The sequence below is a fragment of the Kribbella voronezhensis genome (genome assembly GCF_004365175.1).
Taxonomy (GTDB): Bacteria; Actinomycetota; Actinomycetes; order Propionibacteriales; family Kribbellaceae; genus Kribbella; species Kribbella voronezhensis.
In genome coordinates this window covers 1,408,809-1,430,886 of record NZ_SOCE01000001.1, presented here as the reverse complement: position 1 = coordinate 1,430,886, position 22,078 = coordinate 1,408,809, and the positions used below count along the sequence as shown (strand labels likewise).

The window sequence follows — 22,078 nt, the reverse complement described above, 5'->3', positions numbered from 1 at the left end:
TTGTGATGACCGTCCGACACCTGATCTCGACCGACGACCTGACCGACGACGAACTGCGCCATGTGGTGAACCGCGGCGACGACTTCTCCTCCGGCCGGGCTGCGCTGGACCTGCCGCTGGCCGGGCAGATCGCGGGGATCTACTTCCGCAAGACCTCGACCCGGACCCGAACCGCCTTCTCCGCGGGTGCTCTTCGGCTCGGCGCGCAGATCGTTGCCTACGGCCCCGATGACCTGCAGCTGAATACCGGCGAGACGAGCGAGGACACCGGTGCGGTGTTCTCTCGCATGCTCGACGTACTGGTGGCACGGACCGCCGGTGATCCCGTGGAGATGCGGGCCTGGGCGTCGCAGGATCGGATGTCGGTGATCAACGCGATGAGCTCCGCCGAACACCCGACCCAAGCGGTCACCGACCTGGTCACCCTGCAACGCCACTTCGGCAAGATCGAGGGCCTGCGCCTCCTGTACGTCGGGGAGGGCAACAACTCGGCTGCTTCGATCGCCCTGGCCGCCACCCGCTACGCCGGCGTACACCTGGAACTGCGCACGCCTCCGGGCTACGGGCTGGATCCCGAGATCGCCGCCCGGGCTGCTGCTCACGCTGCGCGGTGTGGAGCTGTGGTGATCGAGCGCCACGACATGGACGACCTGCCGGACGAGCTGGACGCGATCTACACCACGCGCTGGCAGACCACCGGCACCACCAAGCCCGACGCGAACTGGCGCGACATCTTCGCCCCCTTCCAGGTCAACCTCGCCCTGTGGGACCAGAACCCCCAGGCGATCTTCCTCCACGACCTGCCGGCCCACCGCGGCGAAGAGGTCACCGCCGAAATCCTCGACGGCCCGATGAGCATCGCCTTCGACCAGGCGGAGAACAAGATGCACGGCGCGATGGCAGTCCTCGACTGGTGCCGCCGCGGGATCATGGAATGAGCACCCGACCCGCCCAACAACCCCCGCCCCCCACCCCAGCCAGACCGACGCCGGCCTCCGCCTCAGCCAAACCGACGCCGGCTTCCGCGCCCGCCTCAGCCAAACCGGCGCCGGCTTCCGCGTCCGCGCCCGCCAGACCGGCGCCGGCTTCCGCGGCCGCGCCCGCCAGACCGGCGCTGGCTTCCGCGCCCGCCCCCGCCAAACCGGCGCTGGCTTCCGCGCCCGCCCCCGCCGGTGGGGCCGGCGCTCCCACCTCTACCCCCACTGCCGGAGGCGGTGCGGGTGGGGAGCCCTTGGCTTTGTGGAAGAACAAGGATTTCGGGTTGCTCTGGTCCGGCGCGGCGTTCTCGATCCTGGGGATGCGGGTCAGCTCGATCGCCTGGCCGCTGCTGGTCGTCTTCGACGGGGGATCGCCGGAGCGGGCCGGGTTGGTCGGGTTCGCCGCGCTGTTGCCGCAACTGGTGATCCAATTGCCGGCCGGGGTGGTGGTTGACCGGCTGGACCGCAAGAAGGTGATGATCGCGTGCGATGTCATCGGCATCGTCGCGATCGGCAGTGTGCTCGCCGCGTTGTTCATGGGTGGACTGTCACTGCCGCATCTGTTGATCGCTGCCTTCCTGGAGGGCAGCGCGGCCATCGGCTACCAGCTGAGCGAGCGCGCCGCAGTACGAGCTGTTGTGCACCCTCAACAGTTGCCGACAGCCCTTTCCCAGAACGAGGCGCGCAGCAAGGGCGCCGGTCTTCTGGGCCAGCCGATCTCGACCGGGCTGCTCTCGCTCGCCTCGTGGATGCCATTCATCGTCACGGTGCTCGGGCATCTGTTTTCACTGCTCACGTTGCTCGCCATCCGCACCCCTTTCCAGAAGGAACGCCGTACCGCGCGCCGGAGCGTCCCCAAGGAACTCGCCGAGGGACTGCGCTGGATGCACGGCCAGAAGCTCCTCCGCAGCGCCCTGGTACTGATCTCGTGCACCAACATCATCACCCAGGTCCTCAGCCTCTCGATGGTCCTCATCATCCGCGAGAGCGGCCGATCCGTGGCGACGATCGGCATCATCGGAGTAGCCAGCGGCATCGGCGGCCTACTGGGCGCCTTGTGCGCTTCATGGTTCATGTCCCGCCTGAGCCTGAGCACCCTCTTCGTCGGCACCCTGCTCCTCCGCTTCCTGATGATCCCCACCATCGCCTTCACCAGCAGCCCCCTCATCCTGGGTGCCCTCTTCGCCGCAATGAGCTGGGCCGGCGGCCTGATGAACGTCGTAGGCGGCGTCTACCAGGTCCAGATCACCCCCGAAGAAATGCAAGGCCGAGCCGGCAGCGTCAGCTCCCTGGTCACCTCAGGCGCCAACTCCCTAGGCCCCCTAACCGCCGGCCTCCTCCTAGGCACCCTCGGCACAACCCCCACAGTCCTGACATCCGCAGTAGTCATGGCCGCACTAGCCCTGACCGCAGCAATCACCGCCCACCGCCACCACCCCACCCCAGCCCCCACCGAGAAAGAACTATCGATGTCAGAGCTGTAGCGAAAGCTGCCCCCTACCGACCAGGACCGCATCGCCGAGCCCACCAACGGCGATCACCATGAACGTTGTCCGGCCGTCGCCTGGTCAGTCCTCGTCGTCGCGTTTCTCGTCCTTCGGCCGGCGGAACGCACGCTCGGTGATCCGGCTGGAGAACTTGCCAGTCACCGATTTGGCCCGGTCGAAGGTCTCGTTGCCGAGACGTTTGGCGGCGTCGACGCCGTCTGCCCCTGTCTCGAGCGCTTTGTCCCGCACCTCTGTAGCCGCCTCCGCCCATCGTCGCGCCTCCAACGACTGCCGGCCGCGCTCGATCCCGAGCCTGCCGTGGAAATCAACGACGGCGTCAGCGACCTTGTTGCTCGAAACCACCACCTCCCGGGAACTGGTCGGGTGCAGCAGCACCTGCGTGTTGGCCGTCCCGGCGGCCGCGTCCATACGCGCCATCAGGCGCTCGGTGCTCCGCGATATGAGTTCCAACCGGTTGGTACGAGCAGCCCGGAGCCCGAGGCGATGCCGGTCCAACTCCTCCGGAGACGCATCCAGCACCCGGTCCAGCTCCAGGACGGCCAACGCATCCTGCAGTTGGAAGCAGCGAGCCAGAACGGCGAGCCATTCCTGAACCTTGGCCTGCGCTTCCTTCGCCGTCCTGGCGAGGTCACCGATCTTGGTGTCGCGCTCCATCTTCTCCGCGAGCGCGTCGAGTTGACGCAACACGTACGCCTGAGTCTTCGCGATCGCCATCGTCGTGCCCTGCACCTTCGACCACGTGACCTCGGAAACCCGCCCCACCTGCTCCCGGATGGTCAGGGCCTCCTCGATCACGAAGTCCACGCCGATCATGTCCGCGAACACCGCGTCCTTCTGCGCGCGGAGCACGTCGTCCACCTTCTCGTCGATCGTGGCGAGATAGTCGGTGATCTCGTCCATCGCCTGCTGCATCGCAAGCTGCGCCATGATCCCGGCAGCACCAGCCAAAAGCGCCGGGTTGGACAGAGCCGACCCCTTCGTGAACTGGACGATTCCTTTGATCTTGCCGTGATCCGTCAACACAGCACGGCTGACGCCCGGGCTCGAACCCTTCATCAAGCCGAACTTGTTGACAGCCTCGGCGGACTCCTTGGTCAGCTTCACCCAGCGACCTGAGTTGGCAGCGATCTCGGAGCCGGCCTGTGCAGCCGCAGCCCCAGTGCTGAGAACCGATCCGAGCCGCTGCAGACCGAGGTCCTTCGACGGCAGTCCCTCTGAGACCAGGAAGCGTTCGACAGCAGCCGGATCCCCGATGACCGCCAGCCCATCGCCGTCACTGATCAGCTGAATCTCGTCGTCCATGGTCGGCTCCTGAAGACCGGGCAGGGAACGCGGCTATTCCCAGCTGAGGCGCGGAAGTCAAGATGCGCAGCCGTCCGGCGCCAAGCGTCGAAGTCTTCCACAATCGGGCACCCTACGCTCCCCATCCGACAGAAGATTTGGATGAGGCACACACTTCGTTCGACGCCCCGACCGCGCGCAGCTCTACCGCCACGATCCAACGACGACGATCCGGCAGGATCTCGACCAGCACCGTCCGGAAGCCATCGCCCACGGCTGGAGCACGCCGGCGGCCTATCTGCCGCAGTTGACGGCCTCACACAGCCAGCTCGCAGAGAAAGCCGGGGCCGAATGAGCGGTGAGCACGAACATCGACCTCCCCGCCTCCCGCCTCCGCCGCCTTGGTCGGAGCGCGCTCGTTCGGCGCACCGGCTTGTCAGGTCACGGAGTCACCGGGTGGACGTGACGATTGATGAAGCGTTTGTCCCCACACTCCACCGACTCGATCATGGTGAAGCCCTACCCGGTCTCGGGTATCTCGGTCCGCCACGACTCGATGTGGGGTCTGCCGTCGAGGACTGATGGATTTCCGGCCCTCGTGGTGCGCCTCTTGACCCCAGGGAATCAAACCCGTACTACGCGGAGCAGTTGTTCGCCGCTCCGCTTGGGCATCGCGAGATGGGTCGTCAGCTTCGTGGTGCAGCGCCGTCGACACGCTCGAATCGGTGAGCGGGCGCTCGACGTACGGCGTACTGCCTCTACTGGAGCCGGAGCCGGAGTTGCGGCTGGCCGAGGGCGGCCCTCAGGGAGCGAAGGTCAACGCGGCGTCAGCATGTCTGTACCCAGGGATCGAGGTCGGCATCGACGGCGAGGTGGTGGGGTGGCCGGTTGTGTGATGTTGAGACCGCGGTCTGCAGGCGGGGGGAGCCGACGTGAGGCGCGCCGCATACGCAGTACCGGCGTCAGTCGCTTCCGACTACCGGGCCCTGGTGTCGAGCACTGCGGTTGGAGTCGCACGGACGGGGCGGTATGGGGCGGTGGCGTCCACGCCGCGGAGTCGGTGAAAGGAGGCCGGTTCTGTCGGCGGGTCCGGGTTACCCCGTATCGAGGACGTCTGTGCCCCATGGGTCGAGGGCGGGATCGGCGTCGAAGGGCCGACTGCCGGACCGGTTGCCCAGAACCGCAGGTTCATGGGGGTCGGAGTTGGTGGCGAGGGGTCGGGGAGCGTCGGACCTGGTGTCCTGTGGTTGTTCGGCCCAGGGGTCGAAGGCATTGGCGGCGTCGAAGGGCCGACCGTCGGACCTGGTTGCCGGGACCGCAGGTTGGTGGCGCGCGGAGTTCGTGGCGAGGGGTGAGGGATCGTCGGAACTGGTGTCCTGTGGTTGCTCGGACCAGGGGTCGAAGGTGGAGTTGGCGGTGAGGGGTGGTGGGTCCGCGGCGAGTGGGAACGTGCGGTGTGGGTGAAGGGGGTTGCCGGGGGCAACTTCTTGGTGGGGTGGCTCGGGTGACGGTGGGGTGGTGGGCGTGCGGGGGTTGGGGGTGGACGTGCGGGGGTGGAGGGGGTGGGTGAGCGGGGGGAGCGGATTGGCGGTTGGTGGGTGGGGTGGTGGGGGTGGGTCTGCCCAGGTGGGGCGGGTTAGGTGGACTGTGCCGTTGGTGATGGTGACTGTGTAGTGGCCTTTGTCTACGTCGGTGTGGTGGGCTCGGCAGAAGAGGGCGAGGTTGTCGATTGAGGTGGGGCCGCCGTCCAGCCAGGAGATGATGTGGTGGGCGTCGCAGTAGATGGGGGCGGCGCCGCAGACTACGCAGCCCTTGTCGCGAAGGTTCAGGGCCTTGCGCATTGCGGGGGTGATGAGGCGTTTCGCTCGGCCGACATCGAGGGGTGCGGAGTCGGTGTCGAGGACGATGGGGATGATTTCGGCGTCGCAGGCCAATCGGCGTACGGCGCCTGCGGACAGCGATTCGCCGAAGAGGAGGTCTCCGGTGACGTCTTTGCCCGCAGCGACGAGATCTGACAGGTCCATCGTGACGGTGATGTGTGGCTTTACTCCGCCGTTGCTGGGTAGCTCGGCCGTTTCGGCGGCGAGGTGGAGGATGTCGGTGAAGCGGTCGGCCTGTCGCTTCTCCCTGGAGCGTGGGTCCGGTTCGCCGTCGATGGTTTTGCGGGGTTTGGCGGCGGGTTCGATGAGGGTTCGGAGGAGGGCGGCGCGTTCGCTGGAGAGATAGCCGCCGAACTTTACGCCCTGGTCGGCGTTCTTCAGCCAGAAAGCTTCTCGCCGTGCCGCGGCGTCTTCGGCTGGTTCGGGGCCGTCGGTGTCGAGGAGGTTTCGTGCCTGCTTCGCCAGCAGGGTCAGCTCGCGCGGTGTGAGGTGTCGCGCTGCCTCCACCATCTGCTCCTCGGCGATGCGGATGTCCTCGACCGGGACCATCGCTGCCGGCGGGATTGCCTCGAGGCCTGCGACGATCGACTGGGCCTGATCTTTGTGCAGGATCACGGGCAGTAGACGTTGTGCGTGGGCGTCGGGGGTGGTGTCGTCCGCATCGGCGGACTCGGTTGGCGCGTTGAGGGGCGCGTTGGTCGGGTTGGCATCCGGGTCTGCCTCGGCGTATTGGATGGTTGGGTCCGGACCGGCGACGGCATGTGGGTCGGGGAGGGCTGCTGAGACGGCTGCGTACTTGGGGAGGGCGAGTGCGAGAGCCAGGTCGCGTCGTACGCCGCCGAGGTTCTTGCGGTGCCTGGTTGCGAGTAGGCGGGCGGTGTCGTGGGCGCCGATCTCCTTGGCGTAGCCGGTGTCGTCGAGGCGGGACATCACTTCGAGGCTGTAGGTCTCGAGAAGTGCGATCTGGGCGTGCAGGGCGTCGAGAGTGGCGAGTGCTTCTTCGCCACTCATCAGGTACGCCGGCCGCAGCCCTTCGAGCTCCATGCCTCAAACTCTAGACGATCCCGCCGACAGTTTCTGATCGCGAAAAAGCCTTGTGGATAAGGGATTTCGGGAGCGTCAAACGCAGTCTGGTTATCCACAGCTACGTCGTCATCGACGATGATGGAGCTGGGTGGTGTAAGGGCCGAAGGCAACAAAATGTGGATGCCAGCACGTGCGGCCCAGCAGCCAGGCGAGAGGCGAGAGGCGGGTGAGGGGAGGAGGGTGAGGCGGGGCGGGTGAGGGGAGGTGGGGTGAGGGGAGGCGGGTGTCGGAGCTGGGTTTGAGGTGGGTGAGTTGGCGGGGCTCTGTGTGGGGGTAGTCGGGCGGGAGTTGGCGGTCTCGGCCGGTGGGAGGGGTTGGTAGTAAGGGATGGGAGGGGTTGGTAGTAAGGGAAATGTATGGGTGGGGGTGGCAGCGTCGGGGGCCTGGTAGTTACGGACCCCCGGAGGGCAGACCCATGACATTTGCTGTGACTCGGCGGCGGCCTCGATCTACGACGCGGGTTGCGGTCGTGGGGATCGATGGGGCGGGCCGTACGACGATTTGCCGGTTGTTGCAGGACGGTGCCATTGCCGATCGGCAGCTGGTTGAGCAGGACCTGACCGTGGTTCATGCGCTCCGGCCCTACGAGACGCCGGGGGCGCCGTTCAGGCATCTCTCTCGCAAGCTGCACTCGCTGGCCACAGCGGCAGAGCTGCTCGACGAGCCCGAGCTCAAGGCCGCGGCGCTCTATCTGCAACTGTCGACGTACGCGCCGGTCGAGCACTTCATGATCGAGGCCTACCAGCCCGAATCCCTAGTCACCGCCGGCCACCCGCTGGTCGACACGCTCGCGCATCTCCCGATCCAGCGGCCGCCGGTCGCCCCATCGCAAGGCGATTGGCAGCACGCGATCGATCCCGAGGTACTGGCAGCGGCTGAGGCGTGGGCCGAGGGGATCGGTTGCCCGACAGACCTGCGGGCACTCGGCGCGGAGGTGCTGTCGCTGCACGACCTTCCGCTGGAGCGGCTGCTCGAACGCTTCCGCCGTCGCTTCCGAGCGAACCTGCCCGACGTCGTCGTACTGCTCGATGTCAACCCTGCTGAAGCAGTACGGCGGTTGGGCGGCGAGGGTGACGCAGAGGAAGTCGAGTTGGCGCAGCGGCTTGGTGGACGCGGGGTGAGCGAGGCTCGACTGGCGATCCTGCGTGAGCAGTACCAGCGGGTCACGGACTGGTTGGAGACACGCGGGGTACTCGTCCACCGGATCGACGTGAGCGGTCGATCGGCACAGCGGGTGGCAAATCTCGTCAGCTCCAAGCTTCCACATGTCCCGGTCAGACCGCCGCACCAGGAGCCGCCGCATCTGCAGTGGGCCGGCGATCTCGTGGCCGGGGTACTCGCATGAGCACCAAAACGCTGCCGAAGCGCGGCGAGCCGGGTGGCCCGCTGGAGCGCCAGCTCATCCTCCGCAAGATCTCTCAACGCCGCTGCGACCGCGCCAAGAGAGGCCTGCCCGCCGCGACTCCGGTGGAGTGGTTGGGCTGGGAAGACCGCCGCCCACCAGCAGTGCAGCCCGGTACGCCGGCTCTCTCGGTGATGGCCGTCGTCGGCGACGTCGACTGCGAATCCTTCATCACCGGTCTCCTCGACTTCCTGACGCAACTCCCGTTGGAAACCCGAGACGCCTGGTGGCGCAACCTCACCAAAACCCTCTTTTTCACGGGCAACCCGGCAGAACAGATCGACCACGGGGAGTCGGCTGAGAGTGCCCACCGGGCCGACCTCGCCGGAGGTGGCGAGGCGGGGGCGAGGGACTTTCTTGCTGACAGTGGGGCGATCGGCTGGCTCGGGCCGGGCGGGCCGGAGCGGTTCACCAAGCTGCCGTTGGAGCGGTTCGGCGGGAGTTTGAAGGTACCGGACGAGGTGCCGGTGTACGTCCCCGGCGGGGCGCCGACCGGTCGGCGAATGTTGTTGCGGGTGGCAACGAAAAGCGTCACCGGGCGGGCCTATCTGACGCATGTGCATCACGTGCTGAGTGAGGCGTACCTGCGGAGCTTCCTCCGACCAGGGGACCGCCTGGAGGTCCAGCACGATGACGAACTGGATCCGGTCGAGGAGATCCCGGCCGGCAACCGCGACTTCGAGGCGCGGATCGCCAACGACTCGCGCAGCCCGGGCTGTCTGCGGCTGTACGCCAATCTCACCGTCGTTCCGGCGCTGCACGGCGCCCCCTGAGCGAGTAGCGAAAAAGTATGGCCGCTCCGTCGAGAGTCGGATCAGGAGACGGACCGAGGGAAGGGCTGGACAGATGAGCGCAGTGCAGGAGTGGGAGCCGCGGGTGATCACGCCCGCCGAGGCCGGCGTGGCGCCGAGCGCGGCCGGGCTGATCGACTACCTGCGGGACCGAACCGATCTCGACGACCTGCTGGTCGAGGAGAAGGCGCTGGTGTTCCGCGGGTTCGGTGTCGATCCCGACCACCTGGACCCGGTGATGGACCTGCTGCTCCCGGGCCGGCTGGCCTACGTGCACGGCAACTCGCCCCGTACCAAGGTCGGCGACAACGTCTACACCTCCACGGAGTACCCGCCGGAGTACACGATCTCGATGCACAACGAGCTCTCGTATGCGCACTCCTACCCGTCGAGGCTGATGTTCTTCTGCCAGCAGGCCGCGGAGACCGGCGGCGCCACCCCGGTCGTGGACGGCGTGCGCTGGCTGGAGGCGCTGGACGACGAGATCACCGACGCCTTCGCCGACGGCGTCCGCTACCTGCAGAACCTGCACGGCGGGATGGGTCTCGGCAAGAGCTGGCAGGACACCTTCGAGACCTCCGACCGCGACGAGGTGACCGCGTTCCTGGCGGAGTCCGCTGCCGACGTCGAGTGGACCAACGACGGCGGTCTCCGGATCATCCAGTTGCGTCCGGCAACCATCAAGCATCCGGTGACGAACACCGAGGTCTGGTTCAACCAGGCCGACCAGTGGCACCCGGCGGGCCTCGGTGACGAGACCGCGCAGGCGCTGGCCCAGATCATGCCGGCCGAGGAGCTGCCGCAGGCGGTCACGCTGGCCGACGGTACGCCGATCCCCGACGCGTGGGCGGTCCAGATCCGCGATCGCGGCCTCGACTCGGCCGTCGACGTCAACTGGACCACCGGTGACGTGCTGCTGATCGACAACCTGCTGGTCGGCCACGGCCGCCGCCCCTTCACCGGCGCGCGACGGGTCCTCGTCGCCATGTCGGCCTGACCACCAAGAGGAGAGAAGACACATGAGCACGCTGCCGTACCTCATCACCGGTACCCCGGACGGCCCGGGCATCGTCGAGCGGCTGACCACCGACGGCGCCGAGATCCGCAAACTCCTGACCACGCACGGCGCCGTGATGCTGCGCGACTGCAAGGTCGACGGCGTCGCCGGGATGGAGCAGGCCGTCATCGCGCTGTCCGGCGAACCGCTGAAGTACGCCGAACGCTCCTCCCCGCGTCGCTCGATCAAGGGCAACGTCTACACCTCGACCGACTACCCGCCGACCGAGGAGATCTTCCTGCACAACGAGAACTCCTACCAGGCCGCGTGGCCCCGGCTGCTCTACTTCTACTGCGACATCGAGCCGGAGACCCAGGGCGCCACCCCGCTGGCCGACATCCGCCGCGTGTACGACGCCATCGATCCCGCCGTTCGCGAGGAGTTCGCCCGTCGCAAGTGGATGGTCGTCCGCAACTTCCACGAGGACTTCGGCGTTGCCTGGCAGCACGTGTTCGACACCGAGAGCCGGTCCGACGTGGAGGCGCACTGCGCCCGCAACGGGCTGAAGACCGAGTGGATCGGCGACGGCGGCCTCCGTACGACGGCGGTCCGCGAGCCGATCCGCATCCACCCGGAGACCGGCGACCACGTCTGGTTCAACCACATCACCTTCTTCCACCACACCACGCTGCCGGCCTCGATTCGCGAAGGCCTGCTTGCGTTCCTCACCGAGGACGAGTTGCCGACCAACACGTACTACGGCGACGGCGGCCGGATCCCCGACGACGTGATGGACCACCTGCGCGCGGCGTACCGCAAGGAGTGGACCAGGATCGACTGGAAGCAGGGTGACCTGCTGCTGGTGGACAACATGCTCTCGGCGCACGCCCGCGAGCCGTTCACCGGTCCGCGCAAGATCGCGGTCGCGATGGCCGAGGCGTTCCAGCCCGACGCCACCTCGGTACCGCCGGTCGAAGCGGCTCTCAACCCGTCGGACGCCGCCCGGATCGGAGCCCCGGCGTGAGCTGGTTCCGTACCTATCTCCCACGGCCGCGGGCCAACCTCCGGCTGGTGTGCTTCCCGCACGCCGGCGGGGCGGCCAGCGCGTACCGCGAGTGGGCGGCGCTGCTGCCCGAGGAGATCGAGCTGATCGCGGTCCAGTACCCCGGCCGGCAGGACCGCTTCCATGACTCGCTCCTCACTGACTTCACCGCCCTGGTCGACGGCGTGGCAGCCGAGCTGGCAACCCTGCAAGGCGCGACCGCGTACTTCGGCCACAGCATGGGCGCGACCGTTGCCTTCGAGGCCGCCCGCCGATTGGATGCCCTCGGCAACGGGCCGGTCCGGTTGTTCGCCTCGGCCCGTACTGCGCCCGCGGTGGCCACCCGCCTCGGGATCAGCTTCGACACCGAGGACCAGGTGATGGCCTACATCCGCAGTCTCGGTGGGGCCGGTGTCGAACTGCTCGAGGACCCGGACCTCCGGGAGCTCGCGTTGCCGATGCTGCAGGCCGACTTCCGGCTGATGGAGAGCTACCACTACCAGCCCGGCGGCCGGCTCAGCTGCCCGATCACCGTGCTGGCCGGCTCCGGCGACCACACCTTCGGCGCCGCCGACGCCGGGCACTGGGCGCAGCACACCACCGCCGGGATCGTCACCGAAACCCTGCCGGGCGGCCACTTCTACACCGAAGAGGTGCCCGGGCTCGTCACCGACCTGATCGCCCGTACCTTCACCACCGAGGGAGCACACCCGTGACCACCAACCCGTTCGAGGACGACTCCGCCACCTATCTGGTGCTGCGCAACGACGAGGGCCAGTACTCCCTGTGGCCGGAGTTCGCCGCCGTACCGGCGGGCTGGCAGGTCGCGCTGGACCGCACCGACCGTGCCGCCTGCGTCGATTTCATCAACACCCAGTGGACCGACATGCGGCCCGCCAGCGTCCGCGTCTGACCCGAACAAAACCCCCTGTCCGTAACCCCCGCCCTTCTGCCGAAGTGGCGGCACCGATCGTGCGATGAGGATCATGGCTGAGAATTCGATCGTCCGTCTGCCGCTGTCGGCTGCCCAAACCAGCGTCTGGTATGCCCACCAGCTCGATCGTTCCGGGCACCGCTACACCATCGGCGAGTGCGTGGAGATCCACGGCGCCGTGGATCCCGCCCGCTTCGAGCAGGCCTGGCGCCAGCTGGCGCACGAGGCCGAGGCCTGCCGGGTGCGGGCCGTCCACAACGAGGACGGCCTGAGCCAGGAACTGCACACCGAAGTGCCGGCCGACATCGTTCGGACAGTCGATCTCACCCATGAGGCCGACCCGCGCGAAGCAGCGTTCGCCTGGATGCGTCAGGATCTGGCCCAGGCGGTCGACCTGACCACCGGCGAGCTCACCGCCACGGTGCTGTTCACCGTCTCCGCCGACTCGGCGATCTGGTACCAGCGCGGCCACCACGTGACCTTCGACGGCTATTCAGGTGGCGTCGTAGCGAAGCGGTTGGCTGCCCTGTACGACGACCTGGTGGCGGGCCGCCCGTTCGGCCCGTCACCGTTCGGCACCCTCACCGAGCTGATCACGGAGGAGCAGGAATACCGCGGCTCCGAGGCATTCGTTGCGGATCGCACCTATTGGATGGATCAGCTCGCCGACCTGCCCGATCCGGCCCGGCTGAGCTGGCGAACGCCGGGTCGCGAGCGGACGAACGAAGTACCGCTGCGCAGCTCGGGCGCTTTGACCGGTGACGACACGACCCGGTTGCGGAAGGCGGCGCGCAAAGCCGGCACGCACTGGTCGATCTGGACGATCGCGGTCACGGCGGCGTACCTGCATCGCGTTACCGGACTGACGGATCTGGTCCTCACCCTGCCCGTCACGGCACGCACGACCGCGCTCTCGCTGGCGACTCCAGGCATGCTGTCGAACCACGTTCCCCTCCGCGTTCCCGTGTCGCCCCGGCAGAGCATGGCCGAACTGGTTCCCGTAGTCACCGAGGCGCTGCGCGCTGCTCTCAAGCACCAGCGCTACCGCCAGGAGGACATCCGGCACGACCTCGGCCTGCCCGCCGACGGTGGCGGGATCGCCGGCCCGATGCTCAATGTGATGGCCTTCAACCACGACCTGCGGTTCGGCGGCCACCGGACCACTCTGCACAACCTGTCCCACGGCGCGATCGACGACCTGGCGATCGCCGTGTACGACGACGGTGCCGGGCTCCGGATCGACATCGACGGCAGCGCGGACCGCTACGACACCGACGACCTGGACAGCTATCAGACCCGCTTCGTCAGCTTCCTCGAGCGCGTCGTCGCCGAGCCGGAACTGCCGATCGGCCAGATCGAACTGGTCTCCGCCGACGAGCGCCACAAAGTCCTCGTCGACTGGAACCAGACCTCCGTACCACTGGACGGTGGTTCGCTCGCGGACCTTTTCGAAGCCCAGGTACGCCGAACGCCGACCGCGGTCGCGCTGCGCTACCACGGCACCGAGGTGACCTACGCCCAGTTGAACCGGCGGGCCAACAAGCTCGCGCATCACCTGATCAGTGAGGGCGTCGGGCCCGAGAAGGTCGTCGGATTGGCCCTGCCGCGGTCGATCGACCTGCTGGTCGCCATGTACGCCGTGGTGAAGACCGGGGCGGCATACCTGCCGATCGATCTGAGCTACCCGGCGGACCGGATCTCCTACATCGTCGAGGACGCCGAGCCGGCGTTCGTCATCACCACCGAGTCGGCTGCCGGTGCGATGCCCGCCGGCGTGCGGTTGCTGCTCAGCGACAGCCACCTCGAAGACCTGGTCGCCTCGCGGCCGGACACGGACCCGACCGATGCCGACCGGACGATCGCGCTGACGCCCGAGCACCCGGCGTACGTGATCTACACCTCCGGCTCGACCGGTCGGCCCAAGGGCGTGCTGGTCCCGCACGCCGGGGTGGTCAATCGGCTGCTGTGGATGCAGGCCGAGTACCGGCTGGAAGCCGGGGATCGGCTGCTGCAGAAGACGCCGATGGGGTTCGACGTGTCCGTCTGGGAGTTCTTCTGGGGCTTGCAGGTCGGCGCCTGTCTGGTGATCGCGAAGCCCGAGGGGCACCGCGATCCGGCGTACCTGGCGAACCTGATCCAGGACGAGGGCGTTACGACGGTGCACTTCGTGCCTTCGATGCTGACCGCGTTCCTGGCCGACCCGGGGGCCGCTTCGTGTACAGGGCTGCGCCGCGTGTTCTGCTCGGGCGAGGCGCTGTCGATGGAGCTCGCGGAGGACTTCCGATTCCAGCTGCCCGACGTACCGCTGCACAACCTGTACGGGCCGACCGAGGCGTCGATCGACGTGTCGTACTGGCAGCACGCCGGCGAGACAGCCAGCACGTTGCCGACGATGTTCGCCGCGCAGGTCGCTCGCGTTCCGGGACAGCCTGCGGTGGTTTCGGGCGATCGGCGGCTGAGCTATGCCGAGCTGGACGCGGCGGCCGACCGGATGGCGCGGGTGCTGATCCAGCACGGCGCCGGATCGGAGCGCTTCGTGGCGGTCGCGCTGCCGCGCAAGCCCGAGTTGCTGGTGACCCTGCTGGCTGTGGTGAAGGCCGGGGCGGCGTACCTGCCGGTCGATCTGGCCTATCCCGCCGAGCGGATCGCCTATCTGCTGGAAGATGCGCGGCCGGCACTGATCGTCACCGAGGAATCGGTCGACCTGCCCGACACCGGCGTACCGACTTTGTTGCTCGAAGCACTGGAGGCGGGCGAGCCGGCCGCACCGATTCCTCAGGTCGAGATCTCGCCGAGCAGTCCGGCGTACCTGATCTACACGTCCGGGTCGACCGGCAAGCCGAAGGGCGTTGTCATCGAGCATCGTGCGCTCGGGCAGTACCTGCGCTACTCGGCCGAGCGATACGACGGCCTCGACGGGCAGGCGTTGCTGCACACACCGGTGTCCTTCGACCTGACCGTCACGTCGATCTTCGGCACGCTGGTTCGCGGTGGGTGCGTCCAGCTCGGTTCGCTCGACGACGGAGTGGTGGGGGTCGATGCGCCGCTGACCTTCGTGAAGGCGACGCCGAGCCACCTGGCGTTGCTGGAAGGCGTTTCGGCTGACCGCTTCGGTAGTGGCGCGCTGCTGCTCGGTGGTGAGAACCTGCCGGGTTCCGCGCTGACCGAGTGGCGAGAGGCGCACCCTGACGTCACGATCGTCAACGAGTACGGTCCGACCGAGGCAACTGTCGGCTCGGTGGAGTACCGGCTGCGGCCGGGCGACGAGACGCCCGCCGGCGCGGTGCCGATCGGCCGGCCGGTGTGGAACACCCAGGTGTACGTGCTCGACGACAACCTCGTCCCGGTGCCGCCCGGCTTCGTGGGAGAGCTCTATCTGGCCGGCGTTCAGTTGGCCCGCGGCTACCTGAATCGCCCGAGCCTGACGGCCGAGCGCTTCGTGGCCAACCCGTACGGCGTACCGGGCAGCCGGATGTACCGCAGTGGTGACGTCGTGCGCTGGAACGCCGACGGCGTCCTGGAGTATCTCGGCCGCGCCGACGACCAGGTCAAGATCCGCGGCTTCCGGATCGAGCTCGGCGAGATCGAGGCCGCGCTCCTGCAACAGCCCGAGGTGGCCAAGGCCGCCGTGATCGTGCACAAGTCGTCCACCGGCGATCAGCGGCTGGTTGCCTATGTCGTCGGCGGCGGCAACAGTCTCGACCCGGTCGCGCTCCGCGACGCGGTGGCCGCCCGGCTGCCGGAGTACATGGTGCCGAGCCTGGTGATCGAGGTCGACGACCTGCCGGTCTCGCCGAACGGCAAGCTGGATCGCAAGGCTCTGCCCGAGCCGGACTTCTCATCGCTGACCACGTCCCGTGGCCCGCGCACACCCGAGCAGGAGATCCTCTGCGGCCTGTACGCCGAGTTGCTCGGGCTGGTCCGGGTCGGTATCGACGACAGCTTCTTCGAGCTCGGCGGCAACTCACTGATGGCGACCCGGCTGATGAGCCGGATCCGGGCCACGCTCGGCGCGGAGCTGTCGGTGCGCGCGCTGTTCGAGCACCCGACCGTCGCCGGTCTGTCCACGCAGCTCGACGGGGTGACCGCTGCCCGGCCGCCGATCCGCGTGAGCGAACGCGAGGAGCAGGTGCCGCTGTCGTTCGCGCAGCGGCGGCTGTGGTTCATGAACCGCTTCGAGGGTCCGTCGGCGACGTACAACAACGCTTTCGCGGTCACGCTCGACGGCACTCTCGACATCGAGGCGCTGCAGGCTGCGCTGGGCGACGTGGTGGAGCGGCACGAGACGCTGCGAACGATGTTTGCCGACGACAACGGAACTCCGTATCAGGTCGTGCTGGACGCGGCAGCCATCCAGTTGCCAATAGCAAGCATTGGCAAGGACGAGCTGGCTGCGCGCCTTGATGAGGGTGCGGGTTACGCCTTCGACCTGAGCGTCGAGACCCCGCTGCGGACGACTTTGTTCGCCCTGGGGGCCGACCGTCATGTCCTGTTGATCACGCTGCACCACATTGCGTGTGACGGCTGGTCGACGACGCCGATGGCTCGCGACATCGCCACGGCGTACGCGGCGCGGATCTCCGGTGATGCACCGGCCTGGACCCCACTGCCGGTGCAGTACGCCGACTACGCCCAGTGGCAGCGGGAACTGCTCGGAGACGAGAACGACCCGGACAGCCGTGCCCGCCAGCAGATCGACTACTGGACCGATCAGCTCGCTGGTCTGCCCGACCAGTTGGAACTGCCCACAGACCGCCCGCGCCCGGCCGTCGCGAGCAACCGCGGCGACGTCGTACCGGTTGCTGTTGCTCCCGACCTGTACGCCGAGTTGTCGGCGCTGGCGCAGGCCAACCATGTCAGCCTGTTCATGCTGCTGCAGGCCGCCTTCGCGACCTTGCTCACGCGACTCGGCGCCGGCACCGACGTGCCGATCGGTACGCCGAACGCGGGCCGCACCGACGAGTCGCTCGACGACCTGGTCGGCATGTTCGTCAACCCGCTCGTACTACGAACCGACACCTCCGGCGACCCGACTTTCGAGGAACTGCTGGCCCGGGTGCGGGAGACCAACCTGTCGGCGTACGCGCACCAGGACCTGCCGTTCGACCGCCTGGTCGACATCGTCAACCCGGTCCGGTCGACCGCGCGGCACCCGCTGTTCCAGGTGATGATGCCGTACCAGAGCGACGATCCGGCGGCTGTCGAGCTGCCCGGATTGACGGTCTCGCATGCTCCGGTGGACTCGGGCATCGCCCAGTTCGACCTGCAGCTCGCTCTGCGCGAAGGCGTGGACGGGTTGTCCGGTCACCTGGAGTTCGCGCTGGATCTGTTCGACCGTGGGACTGCCTCGCAGTTGGTGGAGCGCTTCGGCCAGGTGCTCCGGCAGGTCGCGGAGGCGCCGGACCAGCGGATCGGTGCACTCGAGGTGATCGGCGCCGACGAGCGTGAGCTGTTGATTGCCGGACGCAACGAGACGGACCGGGAGATCGATTGGTCGACAATTTCCGAGCTGGTGGAACGCCAGGTCGCCCGTACTCCGTCAGCTGTTGCGGTCCACGATCACGGCGCCTCGCTGACCTACGCCGAGCTGAATGCCGAGGCGAACAAGCTCGCGCATCACCTGCGCTCGTTGGAGGTCGGGCCGGACGTGGTGGTCGGCGTCCACGTCGATCGGTCCGCCGGGCTGGTCGTCGGCGCGTTGGCGGTCCTGAAGGCGGGCGGCGTATATCTGCCGCTCGACCCGGACTATCCGGCGAGCCGGTTGGCCTATCTGGTGGAGGATGCCGAGGCGTCCTTGGTGATCAGCCGGTCGGATCTCGTGAGCGATCTGCCGGCCACCGACGCGCACGTAGTACTGATCGATTCCGATGACTGGGCGGATACGTCGGCCGTGGATCTGCCGGCTGTTGCCGGGCCGGACGACGTCGCCTACCTGATCTACACCTCCGGCTCGACCGGCCGCCCGAAGGGAGTGCTGGCGACCCATCGCGGTGCGGTCAACCGGTTCCACTGGACGCAGCGCGCATACTTCCGCTACACGCCCGAGGACTCTGTCCTGGTCAAGATTCCGACCGGCTTCGACGTCTCGGTGGGGGAGATCTTCGGTCCGCTGAGTCAGGGCGCCCGGCTGGTGATCGCCAAACCCGGTGGGCACCTCGACACGGCGTACCTGCGGGAGACCATCAAGGAGCAGCAGGTCACCCAGGTGTACTTCGTTCCGTCGATGCTCGCGGTGATGCTCGCTGACGGCGGTCTGGAGGAGTGCCGATCGCTGCGGGTCCTGCTGTCCGGTGGCGAGGAGCTTCCGGTGTCGCTGGCTCGGCAGGTGCTGGAACGCCTTCCCTGGGCGGAGTTCTACAACCAGTACGGACCGACCGAGACCGCGATCGACTCGACGGCCTGGCGCGTCACCCCGCAGAGCCTCGAAGGGCTGCACCGCGTGCCGATCGCTGCCGTGTCCGGTCAGGTGGGACTGCACGACAACGTGCGGCTCTATGTGCTTGACGAAGACCTGGCTGTCGTCCCGACCGGGACGCCTGGCGAACTGTTCATCGGGGGCGCTGGTGTGGCCCGCGGATACCTGCGGCGACCGGAGTTGACGGCGGAGCGGTTCATCCCGGATCCCTTCGGCCCCGACGGGCGGCTGTACCGGACCGGCGACCAGGTGCGCTGGACCACGGACGGCCGGCTGGAGATCCTCGGTCGCGTCGACGACCAGGTGAAGCTGAACGGGGCGCGGGTGGAACTCGGCGAGATCCAGACCACGCTGTCCGCACACCCTTCCGTGCAGCACGCCGTGGTGATCGTCCGCGACAAGCGGCTGGTCGGCTACGTCGTCGCGACCGAAACAGTTGACCTGCGGGCCTACCTGGCCGAATCGCTGCCCGAGTTCATGGTGCCGAGCAGCATCGTCTCGCTCGACTCGTTGCCTCTGACACCCAATGGCAAGCTGGATCGCGCCGGGCTACCCGCACCTGCCGCTCCCGCGGTGGTTTCGCGCTCGGCGCTGAGCAGTTCGATCGAGCAGACCCTGGCCGAGCTGTACGCCGAGGTGCTGGGCGTCGAGCTGGTCGGGCAGGACGACGGGTTTTTCGAGCTGGGTGGCGACAGCATCATGTCGATCCAGCTGGTGAGCCGGGCGCGCAAGGCCGGGCTGATCTTCACGCCGCGGGACGTGTTCCGGCACCAGACCGTGGCCAAGCTCGCGGCCGTCACGACTGTGGACGAGACCGTGCAGCAGAAGCCGGCCGAGACGCTGCTGCGAGGACTCTTCGCCGAGATGCTGGGGATCTCCGAGGTCGGGCTCGACGACGGGTTCTTCGAGCTGGGTGGCGACAGCATCATGTCGATCCAGCTGGTGAGCCGGGCGCGCAAGGCCGGGCTGTCCTTCACGCCGCGGGACGTGTTCCGGCACCAGACCGTGGCCAAGCTCGCCGCGGCCGCATCGCTCGATGCTGCGGTCGCTGGTGCAGCCGCCCTCGGGGGTGCGAGCGGGCTCGCTGGGGCGGGCACGGGCGGTGGTGGTGGCGAGGTTGGGCCGGTGCGGTTGACGCCGCTTCAGGCGGCGCTCGCCGCGACCGGGGATGCGTGGTCCGGGTTCCACCAGTCGGTTCTCGTCCAGGTCCCTGCGGAACTTGGACGCGATCGGTTGACCGGCGCGCTGCAGAAGGTGGTCGACCATCACGACGCGCTGCGGTTCGTCGTACGGAAGGACGGCGCCTCTTGGCAGTTGGAGCAGCGGGCGGTTGGTTCGGTCGATGCCGCTGCGTGTGTGACTCGGGTGGACATCGCCGGGCTGAGCGCTGAGGAGTTGGAGGTCGTCCAGGTCGATGCGGCCGAGGCCGCGCGCGACCGACTGGCGCCGTACGACGGGACGATGCTGCAGGTGGTCTGGTTCGATGCGGGACCTTCGGAATCCGGGCGGCTGCTCGTGATGATCCATCACTTGTCGGTGGACGGCGTCTCGTGGCGCATCCTGCTGCCGGATCTGTTGTCCGCCTGGAACGATGAAGCGCTCGACCCGGTCGGTACGTCGTTCGCCGCGTGGAGCAAGCAGTTGCCTGCAGCAACTGTGCTCTCGTCGACCGATGAGCCGTTGCTGGGGAGCCGGCCGCTGGAGCCGTCTGATGTTGTTGCCAACGCGGGTCGTTTGGAGCTGGTGCTTCCGGCTGCGGCGACCGAACCGCTGATCACGAGGGTGGCGCAGGCCGTTCATGGCGGTATCAATGATGTTCTGCTGGCCGGCCTCGCACTGGCGGTGAAGCGGTGGCGTGGGCAGGACTCCGTGCTGATCGACCTCGAAGGGCACGGCCGCGACGCCGTACTGGGGGCTGACGTCTCCCGGACGGTCGGCTGGTTCACCGAGATTCGGCCGGTGCGGCTGACGGCGGTCGACGACGACCCGGGCGCGACACTGAAGGCGGTCAAGGAGCAGTTGCGCACGGCAACTGCGTCAGGGCGGGCACAGATGATCGTGAACTACCTGGGCCGAGTGGAGGCGCCTGCGGCGAAGGACTGGTCGCTGGCTTCGGGTGGTGCTGGAGTGATCCCGGGCGCGGATCCGCGCATGCCGCTGAGCCACGCGATCGAGTTGAACGCGATGGTGCTCGACGGTCCGGACGGGCCCGAACTGAAGGCCGACTGGACCTGGGCGGACGGCGTACTGACCTCGGCCGAGATCGCCCAGCTCGCGCGGCTCTGGTGGGACGCGTTGGCTGAACTGGTGCGGGCGGAAGCCTCGGGCCACACGCCGTCGGACTTCCCGCTGGTGTCGATCGACCAGGAGCGGCTGTCGCTGCTGGAGGCAAAGCACCCGGACCTGGTTTCGTTGCTTCCGGTGACGTCTCTGCAGGAAGGCTTTCTCTACTACTCCCTGTTGGAGGGGGAGGGGATCGACCTCTACACGGGCCGGATCTGGATGGACCTCGAAGGGCCGCTCGACGTACCGGGGCTGCGCCGGTCAGCCGATGGCTTGCTGGCCAGGCACGAGACTCTGCGTACCAGCTTCACCCACGATGCACTCGGGAATCCCTTGCAGGTGGTGCATTCGCAGCTGGACATGCCGTGGACCGAGGTCGATCTGAGTGAGCTGGACGAGCTCAGCCAAGAGGCCGAAGTACTGCGGTTGCTGGAGGCCGAGCAGCTGACCAAGTTCGACCCGGAACGACCGCCGTTGCTGCGGTTCGTGGTGATCAAACTCGGACCCGCGTTGCACCGGCTCGTGCTGACGAACCACCACCTGGTGCTCGACGGCTGGTCCATCCCGGTGCTGCTGCGCGAACTGTTTGCGGCGTACGCCGAAGGTGGCGAAGCAACCGGGCTGCCCCGCGTCGCGCCGTACCAGGACTACCTGGAATGGCTGGCGGAGCAGGATCTCGAGACCGACCGGACGGCCTGGAACGCAGCGCTGGAAGGGCTCACCGAGCCGACGTTGATCGCGCCCGGCATCACCGAAGGACAGGCGGTTCTGCCCGAGCGGGTGACCGAGCACCTGAGTCCTGCTCTGGGCGAGGCGGTGGCCGCGCTGGCTCGGCGTACGGGCGTCACCGTCAACACCGTCATCCAGTCGGCCTGGGGATTGTTGCTGTCCCGACTGACCGGCCGCGACGACGTGGTCTTCGGTACTACGGTGTCGGGCCGGCCGCCGGAGATCAGCGGCATCGAGCAGATGGTCGGGTTGTTCGTGAACACCATCCCGGTGCGCGTCCGGCTGCGGCCGGAGGATGGAGTCGAGGACTTCCTCGGGCGGTTGCAGGACGAGCAGACCGCGCTGTCCGACCATCACCAGCTCGGCACCAGCGAGATCCTGGCCGGCGCGGGACTCGGCCCGTTGTTCGACAGCACGGTCGTGTTCTTCAACTACCCGATCGACGCCGGCGTGATGAACCTGGCGGTGAACGGGGTCCGGCTGGTGCACATCGACGCCCGCGACGACACCCACTTCGCGTTGCGGCTCAGCGTGTTCCCGGGGGCGGACGGGTTCCAGCTGAACCTCGACTCCCGGCCGGACGCGTTCACCCGGGCGGAGACCGAAGACCACCTGCGCCGGTACATCGAGCTGCTGCAGGAGATGACCTCCTCCGACGTTTCCTCGATCGCCGAGCTCGGCGCGGTCAGCCAGGCCGAGCAGGACCGGCTGCTGGTCGAGTGGGGTGGTTACGGCGACTGATCCGCACCACCT

Annotated in this window: 12 protein-coding genes; 10 read left to right on the top strand and 2 right to left on the bottom strand. The window is 67.9% G+C overall.

Annotated elements, in window-relative coordinates:
* The first annotated feature begins 5 nt into the window (after positions 1-5).
* On the top strand, positions 6-938 hold the full coding sequence (locus tag EV138_RS06295) for an ornithine carbamoyltransferase (protein ID WP_133977476.1): 933 nt from the start codon (positions 6-8) through the stop codon (positions 936-938).
* Positions 939-1,231: 293 nt separating this feature from the next.
* Positions 1,232-2,461, top strand: a complete 1,230-nt coding sequence (locus tag EV138_RS06285; RefSeq protein WP_133977474.1) for an MFS transporter — start codon at positions 1,232-1,234, stop codon at positions 2,459-2,461.
* 84 nt (positions 2,462-2,545) lie between these two features.
* Here the strand turns inward: EV138_RS06285 and EV138_RS06280 are convergent, their stop codons facing one another.
* Positions 2,546-3,787, bottom strand: a complete 1,242-nt coding sequence (locus EV138_RS06280) for a hypothetical protein (protein WP_133977473.1) — start codon at positions 3,785-3,787, stop codon at positions 2,546-2,548.
* Positions 3,788-4,491: 704 nt separating this feature from the next.
* Here EV138_RS06280 and EV138_RS37205 point away from each other — a divergent pair.
* Positions 4,492-4,662, top strand: coding sequence for a hypothetical protein (locus EV138_RS37205; RefSeq protein ID WP_166678509.1), 171 nt, complete (start codon positions 4,492-4,494; stop codon positions 4,660-4,662).
* A 198-nt stretch (positions 4,663-4,860) separates the two neighbouring features.
* Here EV138_RS37205 and EV138_RS06275 read toward each other — a convergent pair whose 3' ends face one another.
* Positions 4,861-6,690, bottom strand: coding sequence for an HNH endonuclease (locus EV138_RS06275; RefSeq protein WP_133977472.1), 1,830 nt, complete (start codon positions 6,688-6,690; stop codon positions 4,861-4,863).
* 511 nt (positions 6,691-7,201) lie between these two features.
* On the opposite strand from EV138_RS06275, the gene EV138_RS06270 reads away from it, so the two are divergent.
* The 7 genes from EV138_RS06270 to EV138_RS06240 all read left to right on the top strand — a co-directional run bounded on the left by EV138_RS06270 (position 7,202) and on the right by EV138_RS06240 (position 22,066).
* Entirely contained in the window at positions 7,202-8,077 is an 876-nt protein-coding gene (locus tag EV138_RS06270; protein ID WP_133977471.1) for a nucleoside/nucleotide kinase family protein, read from the top strand.
* Positions 8,074-8,907 carry a DUF6182 family protein gene (locus tag EV138_RS06265; protein ID WP_133977470.1) on the top strand — a complete coding sequence of 278 codons (834 nt, stop codon included), beginning with the start codon at positions 8,074-8,076 and terminating at the stop codon, positions 8,905-8,907. The genes EV138_RS06270 and EV138_RS06265 overlap by 4 nt, the downstream gene beginning before the upstream one ends.
* 73 nt (positions 8,908-8,980) lie before the next feature.
* Entirely contained in the window at positions 8,981-9,922 is a 942-nt protein-coding gene (locus EV138_RS06260; RefSeq protein WP_133977469.1) for a TauD/TfdA family dioxygenase, read from the top strand.
* Positions 9,923-9,944: 22 nt separating this feature from the next.
* Complete coding sequence (locus tag EV138_RS06255) at positions 9,945-10,946, top strand: TauD/TfdA family dioxygenase (protein WP_133977468.1); 1,002 nt, start codon at positions 9,945-9,947, stop codon at positions 10,944-10,946.
* On the top strand, positions 10,943-11,680 hold the full coding sequence (locus EV138_RS06250; RefSeq protein ID WP_133977467.1) for a thioesterase II family protein: 738 nt from the start codon (positions 10,943-10,945) through the stop codon (positions 11,678-11,680). The genes EV138_RS06255 and EV138_RS06250 overlap by 4 nt, the downstream gene beginning before the upstream one ends.
* Positions 11,677-11,877, top strand: a complete 201-nt coding sequence (locus EV138_RS06245) for an MbtH family protein (protein ID WP_133977466.1) — start codon at positions 11,677-11,679, stop codon at positions 11,875-11,877. Before EV138_RS06250 ends, EV138_RS06245 begins: the two co-directional genes overlap by 4 nt.
* 73 nt (positions 11,878-11,950) lie before the next feature.
* Positions 11,951-22,066 (top strand): non-ribosomal peptide synthetase, encoded by a 10,116-nt coding sequence (locus tag EV138_RS06240; protein WP_166678508.1) that lies wholly within the window; start codon positions 11,951-11,953, stop codon positions 22,064-22,066.
* Positions 22,067-22,078 lie beyond the last annotated feature (12 nt).